Below are 20,095 nucleotides of genomic sequence, written 5' to 3' on the forward strand. Positions count from 1 at the left end.
AGGGTCACGAGCAATCGCCGCGACAGCGCGTGGCCTTGCCCGCAACCGCAGCCTGAGCCCGTTGCCCGACGCGTTCGCCGCAGACCACGGAGCGAGCCCGTGCCCGCCTCCGTTTCCTGAACCACGGCGCTTCGCCAACTGTTCGCGAGCTTATGTCATTCGACCTGCTTCACGTCGGCACGCTGGTTGCTGTTGCCCACATTCTCGGCATCATCGCGGCCGCTCACGCGATTCTCCATACCCGCACCTCGCAAGGGGCGATCGCGTGGGCCGTGTCGCTGGTCGCGATGCCTTATCTGACGCTCATACCCTACCTGTTCCTTGGCCGCAGCAAGTTCGCCGGCTACGCGGACGCGCGCCGCGTCGAGAACGAGCTGCTGCGCACGCGCGCGCATCCGCAGGTGTGGGACACGCAGGCGTCGTCGGCCGGGGTGCCGACGCAGCAGCTCGGCTCGCGGCTCGTGCAGTCGCTGACGCGCCTCGGCGGCATGCCGTTCCTGCCCGGCAATACCGTGCGCACGCTGGTCAACGGCACGGCGACTTTCGAGGCGATCTTCGAGGCGATCGAGAACGCGCGCCGCTATGTGATCGTGCAATTCTTCATCGTGCGCGACGACGCGCTCGGCGACATGCTGAAGGACGCGCTGATCGCCAAAGCCAAACAGGGCGTGCGGGTCTACTTCCTGTATGACAGTATCGGCAGCTTCGATCTGCCGCACCGCTACGTCGCGGCGCTGCGCGCCGCCGGCATCGAGATGCAGCCGTTCGCCACGAACCGCCTCTTCGTCAACCGTCTGCAACTGAATTTCCGCAATCACCGCAAGATCGTGGCGGTCGACGGCGAGCGCGCGTTTGTCGGCGGTCATAACGTCGGGGTCGAATATCTGGGCGCGAAGCCGCCGCTGTCGCCGTGGCGCGATACGCACATCGAAGTGCGTGGTCCGGCGGTTGCAAGCATCCAGTTCGTCTTCATCGAGGACTGGTACTGGGCCACGCAGCAGTTGCCCAAGTTCGACGCGCCGGCCGCGGATTCCGTGACCCCATCCTTCGACCAGCCCGGCGACCACGGCGCCAACGAGCGCGCCGCGAACAACATGCACTGCCTCGTGCTGCCGAGCGGCCCGGCCGACAAGCAGGAGACCTGCTCGCTGTTTTTCGTTGAAGCAATCAACGCGGCACGTGAACGCATCTGGATCACGACGCCCTACCTCGTCCCCGACGAAGCCGTATTCGCTGCGTTGCGCCTCGCTGCGCTGCGCGGCGTCGACGTGCGCATCCTGATTCCGAGCCGGCGCGATCACCTCGTGGTGTTCGCGGCGTCGAAGCTCTATGCGTACGACTCGCTGCGCGCGGGCATTCGCATCTTCCGCTATCAGCCGGGCTTCCTGCATCAGAAGGTCGTGCTGATCGACAGCAGCGCGGCCGCGATCGGCAGCGCCAATCTCGACAACCGCTCGTTTCGCCTGAACTTCGAGATCATGGTGCTGACCGTCGACCGCGGCTTCGCGCTCGAAGTCGAGACGATGCTGCTCGACGACTTTGCCGAGTCGCGCGAAATCGACGGCGACGAGTACCGCAAGTCGAACGCGCTGCGACGCATGCTGATGCACGTCGCGCGGCTCTTTTCGCCGATCCTGTAGGCGTGCCCGCTTACAGCAGCGCTTCGATATCCCCGGTGATCGCCTCGGGCTTGGTCAGCGGCGCATAGCGCTTGACGACGTTGCCGTCGCGGCCGATCAGAAACTTCGTGAAATTCCACTTGATCGCCTCGAGACCGAGCAGTCCCGGCGCCTCGATCGTCAGATAGCGGAACAGCGGGTGCGCGTTCGGGCCGTTCACGTCGATCTTGTCGAACATCGGAAACGTCACGCCGTAGTTCTTCTCGCAGAAGCTGCCGATCTGCGCGGCGTCGCCCGGCTCCTGCTTGCCGAACTGGTTGCACGGAAAACCGAGCACCGCGAGCCCGCGCGCCGCGTACGCGTCATACAGTTTCTGCAAGCCCGCGTATTGCGGCGTGAACCCGCATTCGCTCGCGGTATTGACGATCAGCATCACCTTGCCTTCGTACTGCGCGAGACTCGCTTCCTCGCCGCCGAGCGTGCGTGCCGAAAACGAAAAGATCGATGTCATGTGCCCTCCCGTGAAAGCCGTCAGTCTATGCCAAAAGCGCTGCCGATACAGTCGGCCGGATGGCCGATGAGCGCTGCGCGCGAAGTGACAGACCGGCAATCGGCGCCGCGCGCCCGGCAACGCGCCGGGCAGTCTAAAATAGCGGTTTTCTTCAGCCGGCCACGTCGTGATCCGCTTCAATCAGTTCAGCCTCGCGCGCGGCACCAAGCCGCTTTTCGACAACACCACATTCACCTTGAACCCCGGTGAAAAAGCCGGCCTCGTCGGAGCGAACGGCGCGGGCAAGTCGACGCTGTTCGCCGTGCTGCTCGGCGAGCTGCACGCGGACGGCGGCGATTTCTCGATCCCGCCGACCTGGCGCATCGCGCACGTCGCGCAGGAAACGCCCGCCGTCGACAAAACCGCCCTCGCCTACACGCTAGACGGCGACGCCGCGCTGCGCGACATCGAAGCGCGCATCGCTTCGGCCTCCGCGGCGCACGACGGCGCGGCAGAAGCCGAAGCGCACGCCGCGTTCGCCGACGCCGACGGCTACACCGCGCCGGCTCGCGCCGAAGCGTTGCTGCTCGGCCTCGGCTTCACGCTCGACCAGACCCGCGAGCCGGTCAGCAGCTTCTCGGGCGGCTGGCGCATGCGCCTGAATCTGGCGCAGGCGCTGATGTGCCGCTCCGATCTGCTGCTGCTCGACGAACCGACCAACCACCTCGACCTCGACGCGATCGTCTGGCTGGAAGATTGGCTGAATCGCTATGCGGGCACGCTGATCGTGATCTCGCACGACCGCGAGTTTCTCGATTCCGTCTGCAACGTCACGCTGCATCTCGAGAACCAGCAGATCAAACGCTACGGCGGCAACTACTCGCAATTCGAAGTGCTGCGCGCGCAGCAGATCGCGCTGCAACAGAGCGCGTACGAAAAGCAGCAGCGCACGGTCGCGCATCTGCAGAGCTACATCAACCGCTTCAAGGCGCAGGCCACCAAGGCGCGTCAAGCGCAAAGCCGGGTGAAAGCGCTCGAGAAGATGGAGCTGATCGCGCCCGCGCACGTCGGGTCGCCGTTCACGTTCGAGTTCCGCACTCCCGACTCCGCGCCGAATCCGATGATGGTGATGGAAGACGTGCGCTGCGGCTACCATGCCGAAGACGGCAGCGAGACTCCGATCGTCGAGCGCGTGATGCTGTCGATCCAGAATGGTCAGCGCATCGGCCTGCTCGGCGCGAACGGCCAGGGCAAGTCGACGCTGATCAAGACGCTCGCGGGCACGCTCGAACCGTTGAGCGGCCACGTACGCGAAGGCAAGGGTCTGCGCATCGGCTACTTCGCGCAGCATCAGCTCGAAACGCTGCGTCCGGACGACACCCCGTTGCAGCACCTCGCGCGTCTCGCGCCCGATACGCGCGAGCAGGAGCTGCGCGACTTCCTCGGCAGCTTCAACTTTTCCGGCGACATGGCGACCGCGAAGATCGCGCCGTTCTCGGGCGGCGAGAAGGCACGCCTCGCGCTCGCGCTGATCATCTGGCAAAAGCCGAACCTGCTGCTGCTCGACGAGCCGACCAACCACCTCGACCTCGAAACGCGCCACGCGCTGACGATGGCGCTCGCGCAATTCGAAGGCACGCTGATCCTGGTCTCGCACGACCGGCATCTGCTGCGCGCGACGACCGATCAGTTCATGCTGGTCGCGAAGCATCGTCTGCAGGAATTCGACGGCGATCTCGACGACTACCGCGACTGGCTGCTGCAGCATGCGGCCGAGCAGCGCGCCGCGCTGAAGGCCAATGCTTCCAGTGCGTCGGACGCAGCGTCCAACGGCGCGGCAAGTGGCGACAGCAACGTCAATCGCAAGGAACAGCGCCGCCTCGAAGCGGAAACGCGGCAGAAGCTCGCGCATCTGAAGAAGCCGCTGCAAAGCCGCATCGCGAAGATCGAAAGGGAAATGGACGCACTCAACGCGGAGAAAGCGACGCTCGATACATTCGTCGCCGATCCCGCGAGTTACGAACCGGAGCAGAAGAGCAAGCTGACGGAGGCGATCCGCCGTCAGGCAGACGTGAACGCGCGCCTCGACACGCTCGAAGCCGAATGGCTCGAGACGCACGAGGAACTCGAACAGATCGGCTAGCGGCACCGCGCCGGCATCCACGGGAGCTTGGCCTTGTCATTTGCGAATTCATCGTCCGGGTTATCGGCCCCAGAATCCGTAGCTGCATCGGCAGCCGATGCGCCGCCGTTGCAAGGACTGCGCGTGCTCGACCTCACGCGTCTGCTGCCGGGTCCGGTGGCCGCGCTGCGCCTCGCCGAGCTCGGCGCCGATGTGCTGAAGATCGAGGCGCCCGGCGCGGGCGACCCGACTCGCACGATGATGCAGTCGTCGAGCGATCGTGTCGCGGGCCGACCCGGCGCGTTTTACCGGATGGTCAATCGCGGCAAGCGCGAGACGCGCCTCGACCTCAAGTCCGAAGCAGGACGCCAGGTGCTGCGCGCACTCGCGGCTGAAGCCGACGTGCTGATCGAGAGCTTCCGGCCCGGCGTGATGGAGCGGCTCGGCCTCGGCTACGCGACGCTCAGCGCAGCCAATCCGCGGCTCGTCTTTTGCGCGATCAGCGGATATGGCGCGAGCGGTCCGTTCGCGGACCATGCCGGCCACGATCTGAATTACATCGGCTATGCAGGCGTGCTCGATCAACTGGCGAACCGCGACGGTGCGCCGATCCTGCCGAACTTCCAGATCGCCGATCTGCTCGGCGGCGCATTGAGCGCGGTCACGCAAATTCTCGCGGCGCTCTGGCATGTCGCGCGAGGCGGCGCGGGCCGCTTCGTCGATGTATCGATGACGCACACGAGCTATGCGCACAACTTCGTCGCGCAGGTGTCGCTCGTCAACGAAGGTGCGGCGCCCGCCGCGGGCAGTGGTCTGTTGAACGGCGGCGTGCCCTGCTACAACCTCTACCGCACCAGCGATGAACGCTGGCTCGCGGTCGGCGCGCTCGAATTGAAGTTCTGGGAAACGCTGTGCATGGCGCTCGATCGGCCGGAATGGGCGACGCGTCACTGGAGCCTGGGTCAGGCGATCGGCGGTCCCGATGCCGTGGCACTCATTCAGGAAGTCGCCAATCTGATCGCGACGCGCACGCTCGGCGAATGGGTGGAATCGCTGGAATCGCTCGATTGCTGCGTGTCGCCGGTGCTGACGCCCGCTGAAGCGGCGCAGCATCCGCTGTTCAATCCGCACGCGTATGCGGCGGTGGCCGCGAGCGCCGCCGACTCACACGACGACGAGGCCTAATGCGCGTGGCGAAGCCGCGACGCGGGCGCAATGAAGATCAAGGCCCGGTCAATCGAAAAACCCGCCGCCGTCAACGCCGCGTCGGCGTCTGCCTCGGCAGCGTTTGCCGAGGCGACTTTTCGTCGTCGTACAGCAGGTGCTTGCGGCCTTCCACATGGCGGCTGATCGTGGCACGCACTTCGGCGGCCGTTACGTCTTCGGCCACCACCCGCCGCGAGATCTGACCCGCGGTGTCGATCCACTCGACGATCCGGCAAGCGCCGCCCCACGGCTGATGAATCGGGGCGGAGACCCGGCAGCCGCGCACCTGGATGTTATGGTGGGCAGCGGTTTCACGAGACTGTTTCAAGGCGCGATCCTTTTTCGAGCATCAGACGGGATGCATATCCTTACAGCTTAGAAAAAAGGTATGGCGACCAGGTTACAGCCAATATGAAGATATTTACCGGGCATTACGGTACCGCAAGCGTACAAAGTACTGGCGAGCCGTCCCGGCCCCCGTCTATTCGAGCGTGCGGACGCGGTCGATGGCCTGTTCGATCCGTTCGACCGCAACGACCTGTAAGCCTTCGATTGGCTGTTTCGGCGCATTGGCCTTCGGAATCACCGCCACCGAGAAGCCGAGCTTGGCTGCTTCCTTCAGGCGCTCCTGACCGCGCGGCGACGGCCGGATTTCGCCGGCGAGGCCCACTTCGCCGAATACGACGAGCCCCTTCGGCAGCGGCTTGTTGCGCATCGACGAATGGATCGCGAGCAATACGGCGAGGTCGGCGGCGGGCTCGGAGATCTTCACCCCGCCCACCGCGTTCAGGAACACGTCCTGATCGAAACAGGCGATGCCCGCGTGCCGATGCAGCACCGCGAGCAGCATCGCGAGCCGGTTCTGTTCGAGGCCGACCGCAAGGCGTCGCGGATTCGGCGCGTTGGCCGCATCGACGAGCGCCTGCACTTCGACGAGCAACGGCCGCGTGCCTTCCTGCGTGACGAGCACACATGAGCCCGGCACCGACTGCTCGTGCTGCGATAAAAACAATGCCGACGGATTCGCGACGCCGCGCAAACCACGCTCGGTCATCGCGAACACGCCGAGTTCGTTGACCGCGCCGAAACGGTTCTTGATCGCGCGCACGAGACGGTACGACGAGTGCGTATCCCCCTCGAAATACAGCACCGTATCGACGATATGTTCGAGCACGCGCGGACCTGCGAGCGCGCCCTCTTTCGTCACGTGCCCGACCATGATGATCGTCGTGCCCGACTGCTTGGCGATGCGCGTGAGTTGCGCCGCGCACTCGCGCACCTGCGCGACCGAGCCCGGCGCCGATGTCAAAGCATCCGAATAGACGGTCTGGATCGAATCGATCACGGCGACTTCAGGCCGTTGCTCCGTGATCGTCGCCTGAATTTTTTCGAGCTGGATTTCCGCGAGCAATTGCAACTCGCTTGCCTTCGAGCCGGGTTCGAGCAACGCCAGCCGTTGCGCGCGCAACGCGATCTGCGCGCCAGATTCTTCACCGCTGATATAGAGCGCGCGTTTGTCCGCCGCGATTTCCGCGAGCGATTGCAACAACAGCGTCGATTTACCGATGCCCGGATCGCCGCCGATCAGCACCACGCCGCCCGGCACGAGGCCGCCGCCGAGCACGCGGTCGAATTCGCTGACGCCGGTGGAAAAGCGCGGCACGTCCGACGCGTCGATGTCGGCGAGGCGCCGTACCGGCGTGCTCTTCGCGAGCGACTGGAAACGGTGACCGGACGGCGCCTCCGCGACCGATTCGACGAGCGTGTTCCACGTCTGGCAGGACGGGCATTGACCGGACCACTTCGGCGACTGTCCGCCGCATTCCCCGCAGATGTACAACGTCTTCGCTTTCGCCACGCGTTACTCCGCCCGAACCGGCACACGCGGCGCGACCGCGCACATCAGCTCGTAGCCGATCGTGCCGCAGGCCTGCGCGACGTCGTCGATGGGCAGCCCGGTGCCCCACAATTCCACGCGCGAGCCGACGTTGGCGGTCGGCACCGGGGTCAGGTCGACGGTCAGCATGTCCATCGACACACGTCCAACGACCCGTGTGCGCACGCCATCGACGATCACCGGTGTGCCTTCCGGCGCGACGCGCGGATAGCCGTCCGCGTAACCGCACGCGACCACGCCGATGCGCATCGGACCGCGCGCAGTGAACCTCGACCCATAGCCGACCGAGCTGCCTTCGCCGAGCGTCTGCACGGCGATCAGTTCCGACGCGAGCGTCATCGCGGGCTGCAGGCCCGTGCCGTCGATCGCGGCCGTCACGCCGGACGGCGACGCACCGTACAGGATGATGCCCGGACGCACCCAGTCGAAATGCGCTTCCGGATGCCACAGCGTCGCAGCCGAATTCGACAGACTGCGGGCACCGGCGATGCCCTGCGCGCCACGCTCGAACGCCTCCATCTGATGCGCGATGCCGCGCTCGGCATCGGCATCGGAAAAATGCGTCATCAACGTGATCTGGCCGACGCCCTGACAGGCGCGCGCACGTTCCCACGCGGCACGGAATTTTTCGACCGTGTAGCCGAGCCGGTTCATGCCGGTGTTCATCTTCAACTGAATATTGACCGGTTTCGACAGACGCGCCATTTCGAGCATGCGCAGCTGCTCGTCCGAATGCAGCGCCGTGGTCAAACTGTAGCGGTCGATTACGTCGATATCGGTCGGCCGAAAAAAGCCTTCCAGCAGAAGAATTGGACCCGCCCAGCCCAATTCACGCAACTTCACCGCTTCTTCGAGGTCCAGCAGCCCAAAGCCGTCCGTAGCGCGCAAACCGGGAAACACGCGCGCGAGGCCATGCCCGTAGGCATTAGCCTTGACGACGGCCCAGATTTTCGATTTCGGCGCATAGCGCCGCGCGACAGCGAGGTTATTGGCGAGAGCAGCGGTATGAATCGTGGCGGAAAGGGGGCGCGGCATGGGATTTTTTCGTAAAGACACTTGCGAATCAGCGGCTTACAGGGCGTTTTCAGCGCTCGGCGGCCCGCTGGGCGGTGCGATCAAGAATTCTGCTAGTCCGAATTCAGCTATTTTCATGATATAAAGCCGTGCGCACAACCCATTTCGATCGGCATAAGCCCGGACACATGACAAACGGCCGGGGCGGACAGACCGCAGCGAGGACAGCATCGCATCAGATGAAAAAAGGTTTTTACACCATCATGGCCGCGCAGTTTTTTTCGTCGCTGGCCGACAATGCGCTTCTGATCGCTGCTATCGCTCTGCTGAAAGATCTTCACGCTCCGAACTGGATGACGCCGCTGCTCAAGCTGTTTTTTGTGCTGTCGTACGTCGTTCTTGCCGCCTTCGTGGGCGCATTCGCCGACTCCCGTCCGAAAGGACGCGTGATGTTCATCACCAATACGATCAAGGTGGTTGGCTGCATAACGATGCTGGTCGGCGCGCATCCGCTGATTGCGTACGGCATCGTCGGCTTCGGCGCGGCGGCCTACTCGCCCGCCAAATACGGCATTCTCACCGAACTGTTGCCGCCTGACCGGCTCGTTGCCGCGAACGGCTGGATCGAAGGCACCACGGTCGGCTCGATCATTCTCGGCACGGTGCTCGGCGGCGCGCTGATCAGCCCGCATATCGCCGCGCCGATTCTCAAATGGCACATCCCCACCGTGAACACGCCCGCGGAAGCCGCGATGGTCGTGATCATGGCCATTTACGTGATCGCCGCGCTGTTCAATCTGCGCATTCCCGACACCGGCGCGCGCTATCCGCGACAGGAGCACGGGCCGATCCGCCTGATCACCGATTTCGCCGACTGCTTTCTCGTGCTGTGGCGTGACAAGCTCGGACAGATTTCACTCGCCGTGACGACGCTGTTCTGGGGTGCGGGCGCGACGCTGCAATTCATTGTGCTGAAGTGGGCCGAAGTGTCGCTGGGCATGTCGCTGTCCGAGGCGGCGATCCTGCAGGCGGTGGTCGCGGTTGGCGTCGCGTTCGGCGCGATTTTCGCGGCTTCGCGTGTGCCGTTGAAGAAGTCGCTGTCGGTCTTGCCGGTCGGCATCATGATGGGTATCTCCGTGATGCTGATGGCGTTCTACACGCGCGATCTGTTTCCCCCGCATTGGGGCGTGTATTTTGGCCGCATGCACGTGTCGGGCTATCTGATTTTCGCGTATATCTTCCTGATGTTCGTGGGCGGCCTGTCGGGCTTTTTCGTCGTGCCGATGAATGCGCTGCTGCAGCATCGCGGGCACGTGCTGCTGTCGGCGGGCCATTCGATCGCCGTGCAGAACTTCAACGAGAATCTGTCCGTGCTCGTGATGCTGTGCCTGTACGCGGTGCTCGTGTGGCTCGACGTGCCGGTCACCGTCGTGATCGTTCTGTTCGGCACCTTCGTCTGCCTGATGATGTGGCTCGTGATGCGACGCCATCAGGCGAACCAGCGCGCCTTCGATTCGGTCGCGCTGATCGGCGAAGCCAAGCACTGATCGGCTGCGCCGGGCCGGCCGCGGCACACACGAGCGCGCCCCCCTTCTTCCTCGCTCGACCATGACTCAATCGATTTCCAATGTGCTGACGATCGCCGGTTCCGACTCCGGCGGCGGCGCCGGCATCCAGGCCGATCTGAAGACCTTCTCCGCGCTCGGCGCCTATGGCGCGAGCGTGATCACCGCGCTGACCGCGCAGAACACGCGCGGCGTGACCGCGATTCACGCGCCGGACCCGGGCTTCGTCACCGCGCAGCTCGACGCGGTGTTCGACGACATCCGCATCGACGCGGTGAAGATCGGCATGCTCGCGAATGCGCCGATCGCGCGTGCGGTCGCCGACGCGCTGCGCCGTCACCAGCCCAAACACATCGTGCTCGATACGGTGATGATCTCGAAGAGCAATCACGCGCTATTACTACCCGATGCGGTCGCGGTGGTACGCGACGAACTGCTGCCGCTCGCCGATCTGCTGACGCCGAATCTGCCGGAAGCGGCCGCATTGCTGGGCATGCAACCCGCTGCCGACGAAGCCGGCATGGTCGAGCAAGGCGAAGCGTTGCGCGCGCTCGGCGCGCGCGCGGTGCTGATGAAGGGCGGCCATCTGAGCGCGACCGATAGCCCCGACTGGCTCGTGCAGGAAAGCGGCACGCTGCGTCTCGGCGGTCCGCGCGTGCCGGTGAAGAACACGCACGGAACGGGCTGCACGTTGTCGTCGGCGATCGCGGCCTTGATTGCGCAGCGCGACGATCTCGCTAGCGCGGTCGCCGATGCGAAGGTTTATCTGACCGGTGCGTTGCAGGCGAGCGAGCGGCTCGACGTCGGCCACGGCGTAGGGCCGGTGCATCACTTTCATCGGTGGTGGTGAGCGACGTCATTGCTTCGCGTAACGCCGCGCGTGCTCGGGCCAGTCGTCGGGCACGATAAAACCGCGCGAGCGTTCAAGTACACGCCCCGTGTTGTCTGCGATGAATCCGGCGACCATCGTCGGGCCGTGTTGCGGTGAGATCTGCGCGGCGAGCGGGTTTGCGTCGACGTACCACGTGTCGTCCGCACCGGCTTGCGTTCGATATTGCGGCGCGAGCCATTCGAGCCGCGGCAACACCCGCCACCTGTGCGCATGCGCGCACGCGAAAGCCGGCCAGTCGCGATGCGTGACCCACCAGCCGCGACCGTGCGCGGGATCGAGTTCGGCAGGATCGGTCGGCATCTCGCCACGCCGGTAAAACAGCCAGCCTTTGACGAACATCTGCGGCGTCCACGCGCCCGCATAGCCCGTCGAGGCAAATTCCTCGCGTGCGCTGAGCGGCAACTGATGATCGAGCAAATGCGCGAGCTTCAGATCGAGGCGGTCTTTCAGATTGGGGCCGACATAATCGGCGAGACGCGCCGCCTCTGCCCCATTCGCATCGCCCGCATGTAGATAGCATTTCACCGCGAGTTCCCAATGCAGTCGCGCCCCCTGGCGCGTGCGCACGAGGAAATCGCATTCACCGAGCGTGAGGCCCGCATGTCGTAGCGGCACACCCGCTGCGATCAGTTGCGTCGCCGGTCCATGACGAAGGAAAAAGCCCAGCAGGCGTTCGGCGTAGCGGCCAAGGCGCGTGATACGCGTTGCCGCGAGATCCTGACGCAGAAGTGCCGGCGCGGCGTCGAGCGCGCGCAGCCAGTCGAGCGTGGCCTGCAATTCCTGCGGTGTGCCGAAAGGATCGGCGAGCGCGCCTGTGGGAAGCTGAGGGCGCAACAGATCGGGACTGAGCAGCAGCCACGCGAGATCGCGGACAGCGGGATCGCGCAGCGCATCGACTGAAGCATCGCCACGCAAACCCAGCAAGGTATCGAGAAGCGCCGCGCGGCTGACAAACGCGGCGGGCATGCGCGCCGCCGGTCCCTCGGGCATCGTCACTTTGATTCGTTCGACGGCACGCCGCCGTTCGCGAGCCACGTGGCACGCGCGAGGCACAGATCCGCCCAGGCCTTGGCCTTGTCGGGCAGGCTACGCAGCAGATAGGCCGGGTGATAGGTGACGATCACCGGTACGCCCTCGTACGTGTGCACGCGGCCGCGCAACGACGAAATGCTCGCGTCGGTCTTGAGCAGACTTTGCGCGGCGAAACGGCCGAGCGCGACGATCAGCTTCGGCTTCACGAGCGACACCTGACGCTGTAGATAAGGTTCACAACGCGCGACTTCGTCCGGCTGCGGATTGCGATTGCCAGGCGGCCGGCACTTGATCACGTTCGCGATATACACGTCGGTGCCGCGCGCGAGCGCGAGCGAGTGCAGCATGTTGTCGAGCAGCTTGCCGGCCTGGCCAACGAACGGTTCGCCTTGACGGTCCTCGTTCTCGCCGGGCGCTTCGCCGATCAGCATCCAGTCGGCCTCGCGATCGCCGACGCCGAACACCGTGTTCACGCGCTTCTCGCACAGCCGGCACGCCTCGCATCCGGCGACGCGCTCCGCGAGCGCGTCCCAGTCGAGTGTGTGGATAGACGGCAGCGCGGGCGCGTCGCGGCGCGCTTCGGCGGGCGCGGCGGCCGATGCGGTCGGATCGTCGAACCACGCGAAGTCGTCCTCGGAAGGGGCGTCGAAAGTCGGCGGGGCTGAAAAGTCAGTTTGCGGTTCTGATGTTTCGCGCCGCGCTGCAGTTTCGTCGAAGCGCGGCGTGGATTCGCGCTGCACTTGCGGCGGCTGCACCTCGGCGGACGCGCGCAGCGGTTCGCGCGAGGTCTGCGTCGCAGGCTCCGCGCGACGCAAGTCTGCCGCGTGTTCCCGCGGCGACTGCAGCGCATCGCTCTGCCCGGCCTCCTCTCGCGCCGCGAGTCCGCGACGCACCCACAACGGCGCGAGTCCGAATTCTTCGAGCACCGATTCATGCAGCGCCATCTGCGCCCTCCGTGGCTAACGACAGACGCATCACGATCGCGTCCTCCCGGCCGCGATGCCGCGCCGGATAATAATTTTTGCGCCGGCCGATCGACGCGAAGCCGAAGCGCTCGTACAACCGGATCGCCCGATGATTCGACGGCCGCACTTCGAGCAGCAGCCCCTCGAGCCTCTCCGCGTGCGTGATACGCACCGCCTCGCGCAGCAGCGCGAGGCCTGCGCCGGCGCCTTGTGCTTGCGGCGTGACGCACAGATTCAGCAGATGCATTTCATCGACGACTGGCATCAGCACGCAGTAGCCGATCAACGTCCCCGTCACGTGACGCAGACAGACGCCGAAATAGCCATTGCGCAGCGAGTCGCCGAAGTTGCCGCGGCTCCACGGAAACTCATACGCAAGTTTCTCGATCGCGGCGACTTCGTCCAGGTCGCTTTCGGTCATCGGCGACATGTAGCGGTCCGTGAGCAGCACGCCGCTCATGGGCGCGCCTCGTCGTGGGACGGTTGGCCGGAGCCGCCATCGGGCGCGTGCTGCGCGGACTGCTCGGCGCTATGAGCCGCTTTGGCTGATTTCGCCGCTTTGTCGGCCATGCGCTCTGCGGTCGTCTGCGCGACCTTGTCGCGCACGTACTCGGGTGCGGCCTGATCGGCGCGCACCGTGCGGCCCGCATGAAACGCGCGCAGCGCCGCGTACGCGAGCGGCAACGCATGCGGCAACGCTTGGCCATCGACGCTCCGCGCGGCCGCGACCGCCGGCAAGCGCTCGCCGAACGCGGCGGCCGCGTTGCCGGCGAGTGTGAATGGCACGTCGGGCAGCACGAGCCGCTCGGGTGCATCGAGCGTCGCCGCCTGCACGGTGCGCCATTCGTGTTGCGTGTCGTCCCACGCGTAGTCGGCCCAGTAGATTTCGTCCATGCGCGCGTCGAGCGCGGCGAGCACGCGCGTCGTCGACGGATCGCGCAGGCGGGCGCTCTCCGCGCACGCGAGCAGCGTGCCGATCGGTACGACCGGCAGGTTCAGGCCGAACGCGAGGCCTTGGGCGACGCCGGTCGCCGTACGCAGTCCGGTGAACGAACCCGGACCCGAGCCGAACGCGATCGCGTCGCAATCCGCCAGCGTGAGGCCGGCTTCGTCGAACAGTTCGCGGATCGCCGGCAGCAGGCGGGTACTGGACACCGCGCCGGTTTGTTCATGACGAACCCAGACGCGCGGTTCGGCGCTGGGCTGACCGGCGGCATCGACGGACGCGGACACGAGCGCCGCCGAGCAGAACTCGGTCGATGTATCGAGGGCAAGGAGCACTGTTTGAGTCATGGACCGTATTGTAATCGGCGCGGTGCGCGTGAATGGTGGTTTGCGCGGCCGCGCCGCCCGGCTTCGCGGCCGTCATCGTTTGGAATAAGCCCTCGGTCCCGGGGCGGCGGGCAATTGCTATGATTTTCGGCCGATCTCATCTATCCCGCCACGCGGGCCAAACGACCATGACCGACATCAATTCCCAGTTCGAGCAAGCCCAGCAAGACGTCAAGCAACTGCCCGAGCGTCCGGGCAACCTGACGCTGCTGCGTCTCTACGCGCTCTTCAAGCAGGCGAGCGAAGGCGACGTGCACGGCGACAAGCCGGGCTTCACCGACATCGTCGGCAAATACAAGTACGATGCGTGGGCGGCGCTCAAGGGCACCGCGCAGGACGCCGCGAAGCAGCAATACGTCGAACTCGTCGAATCGCTGAAGAGCGGCACCGCGGCCTGAGTTTCCGGCGCGCCAATCATCTGCCGAAATGGCCGTCTGGCAACGCTGCGACCGCCTCGCGGCGGTTTCGGCCACGAAGCTCCGGGCCGCCGCCCTCACTCGCCTACTTCATTCCGACACTTTCTTCTGTCGGAATTGCCCGAATGGTGGCGCAGTGCAGCAAATGTCGCTACAATGCCGCCTGCGCTTCACTGCTTTGTCCGTTTTTTCCAGCGGTCCTCGCGGCGCAGCGTCCATAGCGTTTGCTCCAATCCAGTTTAGAACCTGTCCCCTTCTGCCTAGCCCACTCCGGGCTCAAGTCCCAGGCTGGCGACTCGCCATGTTGGCACGTCGCATCCGATACAGCTTCTAACGAAAAACTCGCCTTCATTGTCGCGAGTTGCCCCCGTTTTTCGATTTGCTCGCTGCTGTTTTGCTCGCTGAATCCGACGACTTGGGTATGCCGATTGGCGTTGACGTTTTCATCCGATGAACCACCCAGGATCGTTTTCAAGGATTCACATGACTTTGAGCAACACCCCCAGCAGCCCGTTGAACGCCGTCGCCGACGAAGCACTCGGTCTTACGCCCGCCGCTCCCGAAGCCCTCGCGCAGGCTGACGCCAAGCCGACCTTCGCGTCGCTCGGCCTGTCCGCGGACGTCGTCTCCGCGCTGACCGCCGCCGGCTACGAGCACCCGACGCCGGTGCAGCAACGCGCGGTGCCGGCAGCGATCGCCGGCCGCGATCTGCTGGTTTCGAGCCCGACCGGCTCGGGCAAGACCGCCGCGTTCATGCTGCCCGCCATCGAGCGTTTCTCGCAGCTGCAAAAGACGCAGGCGAGCCAGCCGCGCGAACCGCGCCCGGCCGACGGTGGCCGCGGCCGCCGTCCGCAGCCGGTCGCGCGTCCTACCATGCTGGTGCTGACCCCGACCCGCGAACTGGCGATGCAGGTCACGACCGCCGCCGCGACGTACGGCAAGCACCTGAAGCGCCTGCGCACCGTCAGCATTCTCGGCGGCGTCGCTTATGGCCAGCAGCTGATGCTGCTCGCGAAGAACCCTGAAATCCTCGTCGCGACGCCGGGCCGTCTGATCGACCATCTCGAGCGCGGCCGCATCGATCTGTCGCAACTGCAGATCCTCGTGCTCGACGAAGCCGACCGCATGCTCGACATGGGCTTCATCGACGACATCGACACGATCGTCGCCGAAACGCCGGCTACGCGTCAGACCATGCTGTTCTCCGCCACGCTCGACGGCAAAATCGGCTCGCTGACCGGCCGTCTGTTGAAGGACCCGGAGCGGATCGAGATCGTCCAGCGCTTGGAACAGCGCACCAACATCGCGCAAACCGTCCACTACGTCGACGACCGCGATCACAAGGACCGTCTGCTCGACCATCTGCTGCGTGACGACGGCCTCGACCAGGCCATCGTCTTCACGGCCACCAAGATGGACGCCGACCAGTTGGCGGGCCGTCTGGCCGACGCCGGCTTCGAATCGGCCGCGCTGCACGGCGACCTGCCGCAAGGCGCGCGTAACCGCACGATCCGCGCACTGCGCGAGCGCCGCGTGCGCGTGCTGGTTGCGACCGACGTCGCCGCTCGCGGTATCGACATCCCGGGCATCACGCACGTGTTCAACTACGACCTGCCGAAGTTCGCCGAAGACTACGTGCACCGTATCGGCCGTACCGGCCGTGCGGGCCGCTCGGGTATCGCCGTGAGCCTCGTGCATCACGCCGAACAGGGCGCGTTGAAACGCATCGAGCGCTTCGTGCGCACGCCGCTGCCGGTCAACGTCGTCGAAGGCTTCGAGCCGCGCAAGGCGGCGCCCTCGGGCAATGGCCGTCCTGGCTTCGGCGGCCGCGGCCGTCCTGGCGGTGGTAATGGCCGTCGCTTCGGCAGCGGCTCGGGCAAGCCGGGCGGCTACGGCGGCTCGCGCAACGGTAACGGCACTGGCAACAGCAACGGCGGCGGCTGGGGCAACAAGTCGGCCGGCGGTTCGCGCGAAGGCTTCGGCTCGCGCGAAAGCCACGGCGGTTCGCGCGAAGGCTTCGGCGGTGGCTCGCGTGACGGCTACGGCGCGCGCCGCAACGACGGTCCCCGTTCGGCACGTCGCGGCAGCTAATAGCGACCCACCTGACCGACCGGATGGCTTCGCACCGTCCGTGACACAGAAGAAAACCGGCGCTCGGGCGCCGGTTTTTTTTCGTCTATCGACTGCCCGCCCCAAATTTCACGATGTAAAAAATTTTTTTGCGTCGTAAAAAATCATGCTGCAAAGCACAAGAAGGACTATTGCAACAGGGAAAATATCGTTTCTTATCGCGAAACGAAGGCATCAAGTCATTGATTTTATAGAAAAATAAATATTGGGAAAACGCTTTGCGGCACCTACTGCGCGTCCTTCGATTTGCCTAGACTCTTATATAAGACTTCACGAAACAGAACGCCTCTCCGGGCCCCACGCTTCGAGAAGACAGAGTCACCCATCCTCCATAACTGGCATCGAAGGAGCACATCATGACCATGACCCGCGAACAGCAAGTGCAGCAACTCAAGCAGCAATGGGAATCGGACCCGCGTTGGAAAGGTGTCAAGCGCACCTACTCGGCCGAAGACGTGGTGCGTCTGCGCGGCTCGGTGCAACCTGAGCACACGCTCGCGAAGCGCGGCGCGGAAAAGCTGTGGGCCGCCGTCAACAACGAGCCGTTCGTCAACTCGCTCGGCGCGCTGACCGGCAACCAGGCGATGCAGCAGGTGAAGGCTGGTCTGAAGGCAATCTATCTGTCGGGCTGGCAGGTCGCGGGCGATGCCAACGTCGCCGGTGAAATGTATCCGGACCAGTCGCTGTATCCGGCCAACTCGGTGCCCCTCGTTGTCAAGCGCATCAACAACACGCTGACGCGCGCCGACCAGATCCAATGGTCGGAAGGCAAGAACCCGGGCGATGAAGGCTACGTCGATTACTTCGCGCCGATCGTGGCCGACGCGGAAGCCGGTTTCGGCGGCGTGCTGAACGCGTTCGAACTGATGAAGGCGATGATCGAAGCGGGCGCCTCCGGCGTGCACTTCGAAGACCAGCTCGCATCGGTCAAGAAGTGCGGTCACATGGGTGGCAAGGTGCTCGTGCCGACCCGCGAAGCCGTCGCGAAGCTGACAGCCGCGCGTCTGGCCGCCGATGTGTCGGGCGTGCCGACCGTGCTGCTCGCCCGCACCGACGCGGAAGCCGCCGACCTCGTGACCTCGGACATCGACGAGAACGACCGCCCGTTCCTGACCGGCGAGCGTACCGTCGAAGGCTTCTACCGCACGAAGCCCGGTCTCGAGCAGGCAATCTCGCGCGGCCTCGCCTATGCGCCCTACGCAGACATGATCTGGTGCGAAACCGGCAAGCCGGACCTCGAGTTCGCCAAGAAATTCGCCGACGCGATCCACAAGGAGTACCCGGACCAACTGCTGTCGTACAACTGCTCGCCGTCGTTCAACTGGAAGAAGAACCTCGACGACGCGACGATCGCGAAGTTCCAGCGCGAACTCGGCGCGATGGGCTACAAGTTCCAGTTCATCACGCTGGCCGGCTTCCACGCGCTGAACTACTCGATGTTCAACCTCGCGTACGGCTATGCGCGCAACCAGATGACCGCGTTCGTCGAAATGCAGCAGGCGGAGTTCGCGGCGGCCGAAAAGGGCTTCACCGCGGTCAAGCATCAGCGCGAAGTCGGCACCGGCTACTTCGACGCGGTCACGCAGACGGTCGAGCGCGAAGCATCGACGACCGCGCTGCACGGTTCGACGGAAAACGAGCAGTTCTTCGACAAGAAGGTCGCCTGAGATCAGCCAGTCGGGTTATGCAGTCCCGTGGCCTGAGCGCAGGAACGATCGGCAAACGTCGAGCGGCACCACCAGAGTGCCGCCGACGCAGGGAGGGCCGTGCCGTGCTGGATTGGCAGGAGCGTCAGCGCGAACGCCGACGGCCGGAGAGTCTCAAAGAAGCCAGCACGCGGCAAGCGTGCGGCGAACCTGAACGCGCCGGCAGCGCCGCCGGCGCGCTTTTTTTCGAAGGCGGTGCATGCCGGCACCCTGCCGGCAGTGCCAAGCGATTCAGCGATAGACGATCCCAGGAATTTTCGTATGCGTGAGCACGCGCTGCGTTTCACTGCCGATCAGCAGGCTGCCGAGCCCGCGCCGCCCATGCGATGCCATGAAGATCACGTCGCAGCGCCCCTGCTCGGCCGCTTCGATGATGCCGAGATACGGCGCCGGATGCACGCTCGTGCGGCTCTCGACACTGACGCCGACGCGGTGCGCCGCATGCTCGACTTCGCGCAGATGCACGCGCGCCTCGCGCTCGCTGCGTTGCAGGAACTCGCCGGGCGGTTCGACCACGACATCGGAGAACGGCGAGTACGGATATTGCGGCAGACAGGCGTATGCGGTAACGCGGGCGCCCACGGCCTGCGCGAGGTCGATCGCGCCCGCTATCGCCTTGCGTGACAGATCTGAACCATCGGTCGGAACCAGGATGTGCCTGAACATGATCCCCTCCGTCGCCGGCTGCCCGCAGCACGGCGTCAGCGTCCAACAAAGCCCAGGGTGCAGGCAGCTCGAAACGATTGTAATGCGTATGAATGCGGGTATTCGCGTCTGTCTGGAGATTGGCGCATCAGTCCCAGTAACCGGGTTCGCCGTACGTATGCTTGAGAAAGTCCAGAAACAGCCGCACCCGCAGCGGCAGATGACGGCGCTGCGGGAATACCGCGTGGATGCCGATCGGCGGCGCGGCGAATTCGTCGAGCACGCTGACGAGGCGGCCCGCCGCGATCTCCGCGCCGACCTCCCACCACGAGCGCCACGCGAGCCCGTGTCCGGCGAGACACCATTCGTGCAGCACCGCGCCGTCCGAGCACTCCATCGTGCCGGATACCTTGATCGACACGACCTTGCCGTCGTGCTGAAACATCCAGCCGCGCTGCTGGTTCGCGCTGGCGCCGAGCGCGAGGCAGTTGTGGCGCGCGAGATCGGCCAGGCTGTGCGGCGCGCCGCGCCGGCTCAGATACGCGGGCGACGCGACGCATACGCGCCGGTTCTCCGCGAGCTTCAGCGACACCAGCGACGAATCGGGCAACTCGCCGAGCCGCACCGCGCAATCGAAGCCTTCGTTGACGAGGTCGACGAGGCGGTCGGACAGATCGAGCGTGATCGACACGTCCGGATGCGCGACCGTGAACGCGGGCACCAGTGGCGCCACGTGCCGGCGCCCGAAGCCGGCCGGCGCCGACAGCCGGAGATGGCCGCTCGCCTTCACGCCGCCCGCCGACACGCTCGCCTCGGCGTTCTGCATGTCGTGAAGAATGCGCTGGCAGTCTTCGAGAAAGGCCGAGCCTTCGAAGGTCAGCGTGATCTTGCGCGTCGTGCGCACGAGCAGCTTCACGCCGAGGCGCTCCTCCAGTGCGTCGATGCGCCGGCCGATGATCGCGGGCGCGACGCCCTCGGCGAGCGCCGCCGCGGACAGGCTCCCTTTGGCCGCGACAGTGGCGAAGGTCTCGATCTGCTTGAAACGGTCCATGAACGATACGCGC

The 20,095-nt window shown here is 65.2% G+C and carries 19 protein-coding genes; 8 read left to right on the forward strand and 11 right to left on the reverse strand.

The genetic code is table 11. The features are described from left to right. The first annotated feature begins 152 nt into the window (after positions 1 to 152). Entirely contained in the window at positions 153 to 1,640 is a 1,488-nt protein-coding gene (gene cls / locus OKW27_RS21240) for a cardiolipin synthase (RefSeq protein ID WP_090800609.1), read from the forward strand. 10 nt (positions 1,641 to 1,650) lie between these two features. Here cls and OKW27_RS21245 read toward each other — a convergent pair whose 3' ends face one another. Then, positions 1,651 to 2,130, reverse strand: a complete 480-nt coding sequence (locus OKW27_RS21245; RefSeq protein WP_090800611.1) for a glutathione peroxidase — start codon at positions 2,128 to 2,130, stop codon at positions 1,651 to 1,653. A 166-nt stretch (positions 2,131 to 2,296) separates the two neighbouring features. Between OKW27_RS21245 and OKW27_RS21250 the strand changes: the two genes are divergently transcribed. Both OKW27_RS21250 and OKW27_RS21255 read left to right on the forward strand, forming a co-directional pair. Then, entirely contained in the window at positions 2,297 to 4,252 is a 1,956-nt protein-coding gene (locus OKW27_RS21250; RefSeq protein WP_429334775.1) for an ATP-binding cassette domain-containing protein, read from the forward strand. A 108-nt stretch (positions 4,253 to 4,360) separates the two neighbouring features. Continuing rightward, positions 4,361 to 5,416 carry a CaiB/BaiF CoA transferase family protein gene (locus OKW27_RS21255; RefSeq protein ID WP_090800614.1) on the forward strand — a complete coding sequence of 352 codons (1,056 nt, stop codon included), beginning with the start codon at positions 4,361 to 4,363 and terminating at the stop codon, positions 5,414 to 5,416. Positions 5,417 to 5,486: 70 nt separating this feature from the next. Here the strand turns inward: OKW27_RS21255 and OKW27_RS21260 are convergent, their stop codons facing one another. The 3 genes from OKW27_RS21260 to alr all read right to left on the reverse strand — a co-directional run bounded on the left by OKW27_RS21260 (position 5,487) and on the right by alr (position 8,369). Further along, the gene (locus OKW27_RS21260; RefSeq protein WP_090800615.1) at positions 5,487 to 5,765 is read right to left on the reverse strand and encodes a DUF2866 domain-containing protein; all 279 of its coding nucleotides are present in this window, start codon (positions 5,763 to 5,765) and stop codon (positions 5,487 to 5,489) included. Positions 5,766 to 5,918: 153 nt separating this feature from the next. Continuing rightward, on the reverse strand, positions 5,919 to 7,295 hold the full coding sequence (gene radA / locus OKW27_RS21265) for a DNA repair protein RadA (RefSeq protein ID WP_184056927.1): 1,377 nt from the start codon (positions 7,293 to 7,295) through the stop codon (positions 5,919 to 5,921). A 3-nt stretch (positions 7,296 to 7,298) separates the two neighbouring features. After that, positions 7,299 to 8,369, reverse strand: a complete 1,071-nt coding sequence (alr, locus tag OKW27_RS21270; protein ID WP_090800619.1) for an alanine racemase — start codon at positions 8,367 to 8,369, stop codon at positions 7,299 to 7,301. Positions 8,370 to 8,587: 218 nt separating this feature from the next. On the opposite strand from alr, the gene lplT reads away from it, so the two are divergent. After that, a complete protein-coding gene (lplT, locus tag OKW27_RS21275) occupies positions 8,588 to 9,895 on the forward strand; it encodes a lysophospholipid transporter LplT (protein ID WP_429334776.1) in 1,308 nt (435 codons plus the stop codon). A gap of 61 nt (positions 9,896 to 9,956) precedes the next feature. Further along, positions 9,957 to 10,763: a bifunctional hydroxymethylpyrimidine kinase/phosphomethylpyrimidine kinase gene (thiD, locus tag OKW27_RS21280; protein ID WP_429334777.1), complete on the forward strand. Its 807-nt coding sequence runs from the start codon at positions 9,957 to 9,959 to the stop codon at positions 10,761 to 10,763. A 6-nt stretch (positions 10,764 to 10,769) separates the two neighbouring features. Here the strand turns inward: thiD and OKW27_RS21285 are convergent, their stop codons facing one another. From OKW27_RS21285 to tsaB, 4 genes are read right to left on the reverse strand one after another with little or no spacing between them, the layout of a single operon-like run. Continuing rightward, entirely contained in the window at positions 10,770 to 11,801 is a 1,032-nt protein-coding gene (locus OKW27_RS21285; protein WP_429334778.1) for a DUF1853 family protein, read from the reverse strand. Beyond that, entirely contained in the window at positions 11,798 to 12,781 is a 984-nt protein-coding gene (locus tag OKW27_RS21290) for a uracil-DNA glycosylase (protein WP_429334779.1), read from the reverse strand. Before OKW27_RS21290 ends, OKW27_RS21285 begins: the two co-directional genes overlap by 4 nt. Continuing rightward, the gene (rimI, locus tag OKW27_RS21295) at positions 12,768 to 13,262 is read right to left on the reverse strand and encodes a ribosomal protein S18-alanine N-acetyltransferase (RefSeq protein ID WP_018417621.1); all 495 of its coding nucleotides are present in this window, start codon (positions 13,260 to 13,262) and stop codon (positions 12,768 to 12,770) included. Before rimI ends, OKW27_RS21290 begins: the two co-directional genes overlap by 14 nt. After that, the gene (gene tsaB, locus OKW27_RS21300; protein WP_429293275.1) at positions 13,259 to 14,095 is read right to left on the reverse strand and encodes a tRNA (adenosine(37)-N6)-threonylcarbamoyltransferase complex dimerization subunit type 1 TsaB; all 837 of its coding nucleotides are present in this window, start codon (positions 14,093 to 14,095) and stop codon (positions 13,259 to 13,261) included. Before tsaB ends, rimI begins: the two co-directional genes overlap by 4 nt. Before the next feature lie 167 nt (positions 14,096 to 14,262). Here tsaB and OKW27_RS21305 point away from each other — a divergent pair, with 167 nt between their 5' ends. Beyond that, a complete protein-coding gene (locus tag OKW27_RS21305) occupies positions 14,263 to 14,532 on the forward strand; it encodes an acyl-CoA-binding protein (protein ID WP_184056944.1) in 270 nt (89 codons plus the stop codon). Between the two features lie 169 nt (positions 14,533 to 14,701). Here OKW27_RS21305 and OKW27_RS21310 read toward each other — a convergent pair whose 3' ends face one another. Continuing rightward, positions 14,702 to 15,025 (reverse strand): hypothetical protein, encoded by a 324-nt coding sequence (locus tag OKW27_RS21310; protein ID WP_184056947.1) that lies wholly within the window; start codon positions 15,023 to 15,025, stop codon positions 14,702 to 14,704. Between the two features lie 8 nt (positions 15,026 to 15,033). On the opposite strand from OKW27_RS21310, the gene OKW27_RS21315 reads away from it, so the two are divergent. Together OKW27_RS21315 and aceA are read left to right on the forward strand one after the other, a co-directional pair. After that, on the forward strand, positions 15,034 to 16,641 hold the full coding sequence (locus OKW27_RS21315) for a DEAD/DEAH box helicase (RefSeq protein WP_429334780.1): 1,608 nt from the start codon (positions 15,034 to 15,036) through the stop codon (positions 16,639 to 16,641). A 401-nt stretch (positions 16,642 to 17,042) separates the two neighbouring features. Beyond that, complete coding sequence (gene aceA, locus OKW27_RS21320; RefSeq protein ID WP_090805352.1) at positions 17,043 to 18,347, forward strand: isocitrate lyase; 1,305 nt, start codon at positions 17,043 to 17,045, stop codon at positions 18,345 to 18,347. 270 nt (positions 18,348 to 18,617) lie between these two features. Here aceA and OKW27_RS21325 read toward each other — a convergent pair whose 3' ends face one another. Together OKW27_RS21325 and OKW27_RS21330 are read right to left on the reverse strand one after the other, a co-directional pair. Then, the gene (locus OKW27_RS21325) at positions 18,618 to 19,052 is read right to left on the reverse strand and encodes a universal stress protein (RefSeq protein ID WP_429334781.1); all 435 of its coding nucleotides are present in this window, start codon (positions 19,050 to 19,052) and stop codon (positions 18,618 to 18,620) included. 127 nt (positions 19,053 to 19,179) lie between these two features. Beyond that, positions 19,180 to 20,082: a LysR family transcriptional regulator gene (locus OKW27_RS21330; protein ID WP_429334782.1), complete on the reverse strand. Its 903-nt coding sequence runs from the start codon at positions 20,080 to 20,082 to the stop codon at positions 19,180 to 19,182. Between the last annotated feature and the right edge of the window lie 13 nt (positions 20,083 to 20,095).

Origin of the sequence: Paraburkholderia sp. 35.1, from assembly GCF_050436525.1 — a bacterium.
Lineage (GTDB): Bacteria > Pseudomonadota > Gammaproteobacteria > Burkholderiales > Burkholderiaceae > Paraburkholderia > Paraburkholderia tuberum.

Coding starts and splice junctions, on each gene's coding strand:
- cls (WP_090800609.1), top strand. CDS start 153: ATGTCATTCGACCTGCTTCACGTCGGCACGCTGGTTGCTGTTGCCCAC.
- OKW27_RS21245 (WP_090800611.1), bottom strand. CDS start 2,130: ATGACATCGATCTTTTCGTTTTCGGCACGCACGCTCGGCGGCGAGGAA.
- alr (WP_090800619.1), bottom strand. CDS start 8,369: ATGCCGCGCCCCCTTTCCGCCACGATTCATACCGCTGCTCTCGCCAAT.
- lplT (WP_429334776.1), top strand. CDS start 8,588: ATGAAAAAAGGTTTTTACACCATCATGGCCGCGCAGTTTTTTTCGTCG.
- thiD (WP_429334777.1), top strand. CDS start 9,957: ATGACTCAATCGATTTCCAATGTGCTGACGATCGCCGGTTCCGACTCC.
- OKW27_RS21290 (WP_429334779.1), bottom strand. CDS start 12,781: ATGGCGCTGCATGAATCGGTGCTCGAAGAATTCGGACTCGCGCCGTTG.
- rimI (WP_018417621.1), bottom strand. CDS start 13,262: ATGAGCGGCGTGCTGCTCACGGACCGCTACATGTCGCCGATGACCGAA.
- tsaB (WP_429293275.1), bottom strand. CDS start 14,095: ATGACTCAAACAGTGCTCCTTGCCCTCGATACATCGACCGAGTTCTGC.
- OKW27_RS21305 (WP_184056944.1), top strand. CDS start 14,263: ATGACCGACATCAATTCCCAGTTCGAGCAAGCCCAGCAAGACGTCAAG.
- OKW27_RS21315 (WP_429334780.1), top strand. CDS start 15,034: ATGACTTTGAGCAACACCCCCAGCAGCCCGTTGAACGCCGTCGCCGAC.
- aceA (WP_090805352.1), top strand. CDS start 17,043: ATGACCCGCGAACAGCAAGTGCAGCAACTCAAGCAGCAATGGGAATCG.
- OKW27_RS21325 (WP_429334781.1), bottom strand. CDS start 19,052: ATGTTCAGGCACATCCTGGTTCCGACCGATGGTTCAGATCTGTCACGC.
- OKW27_RS21330 (WP_429334782.1), bottom strand. CDS start 20,082: ATGGACCGTTTCAAGCAGATCGAGACCTTCGCCACTGTCGCGGCCAAA.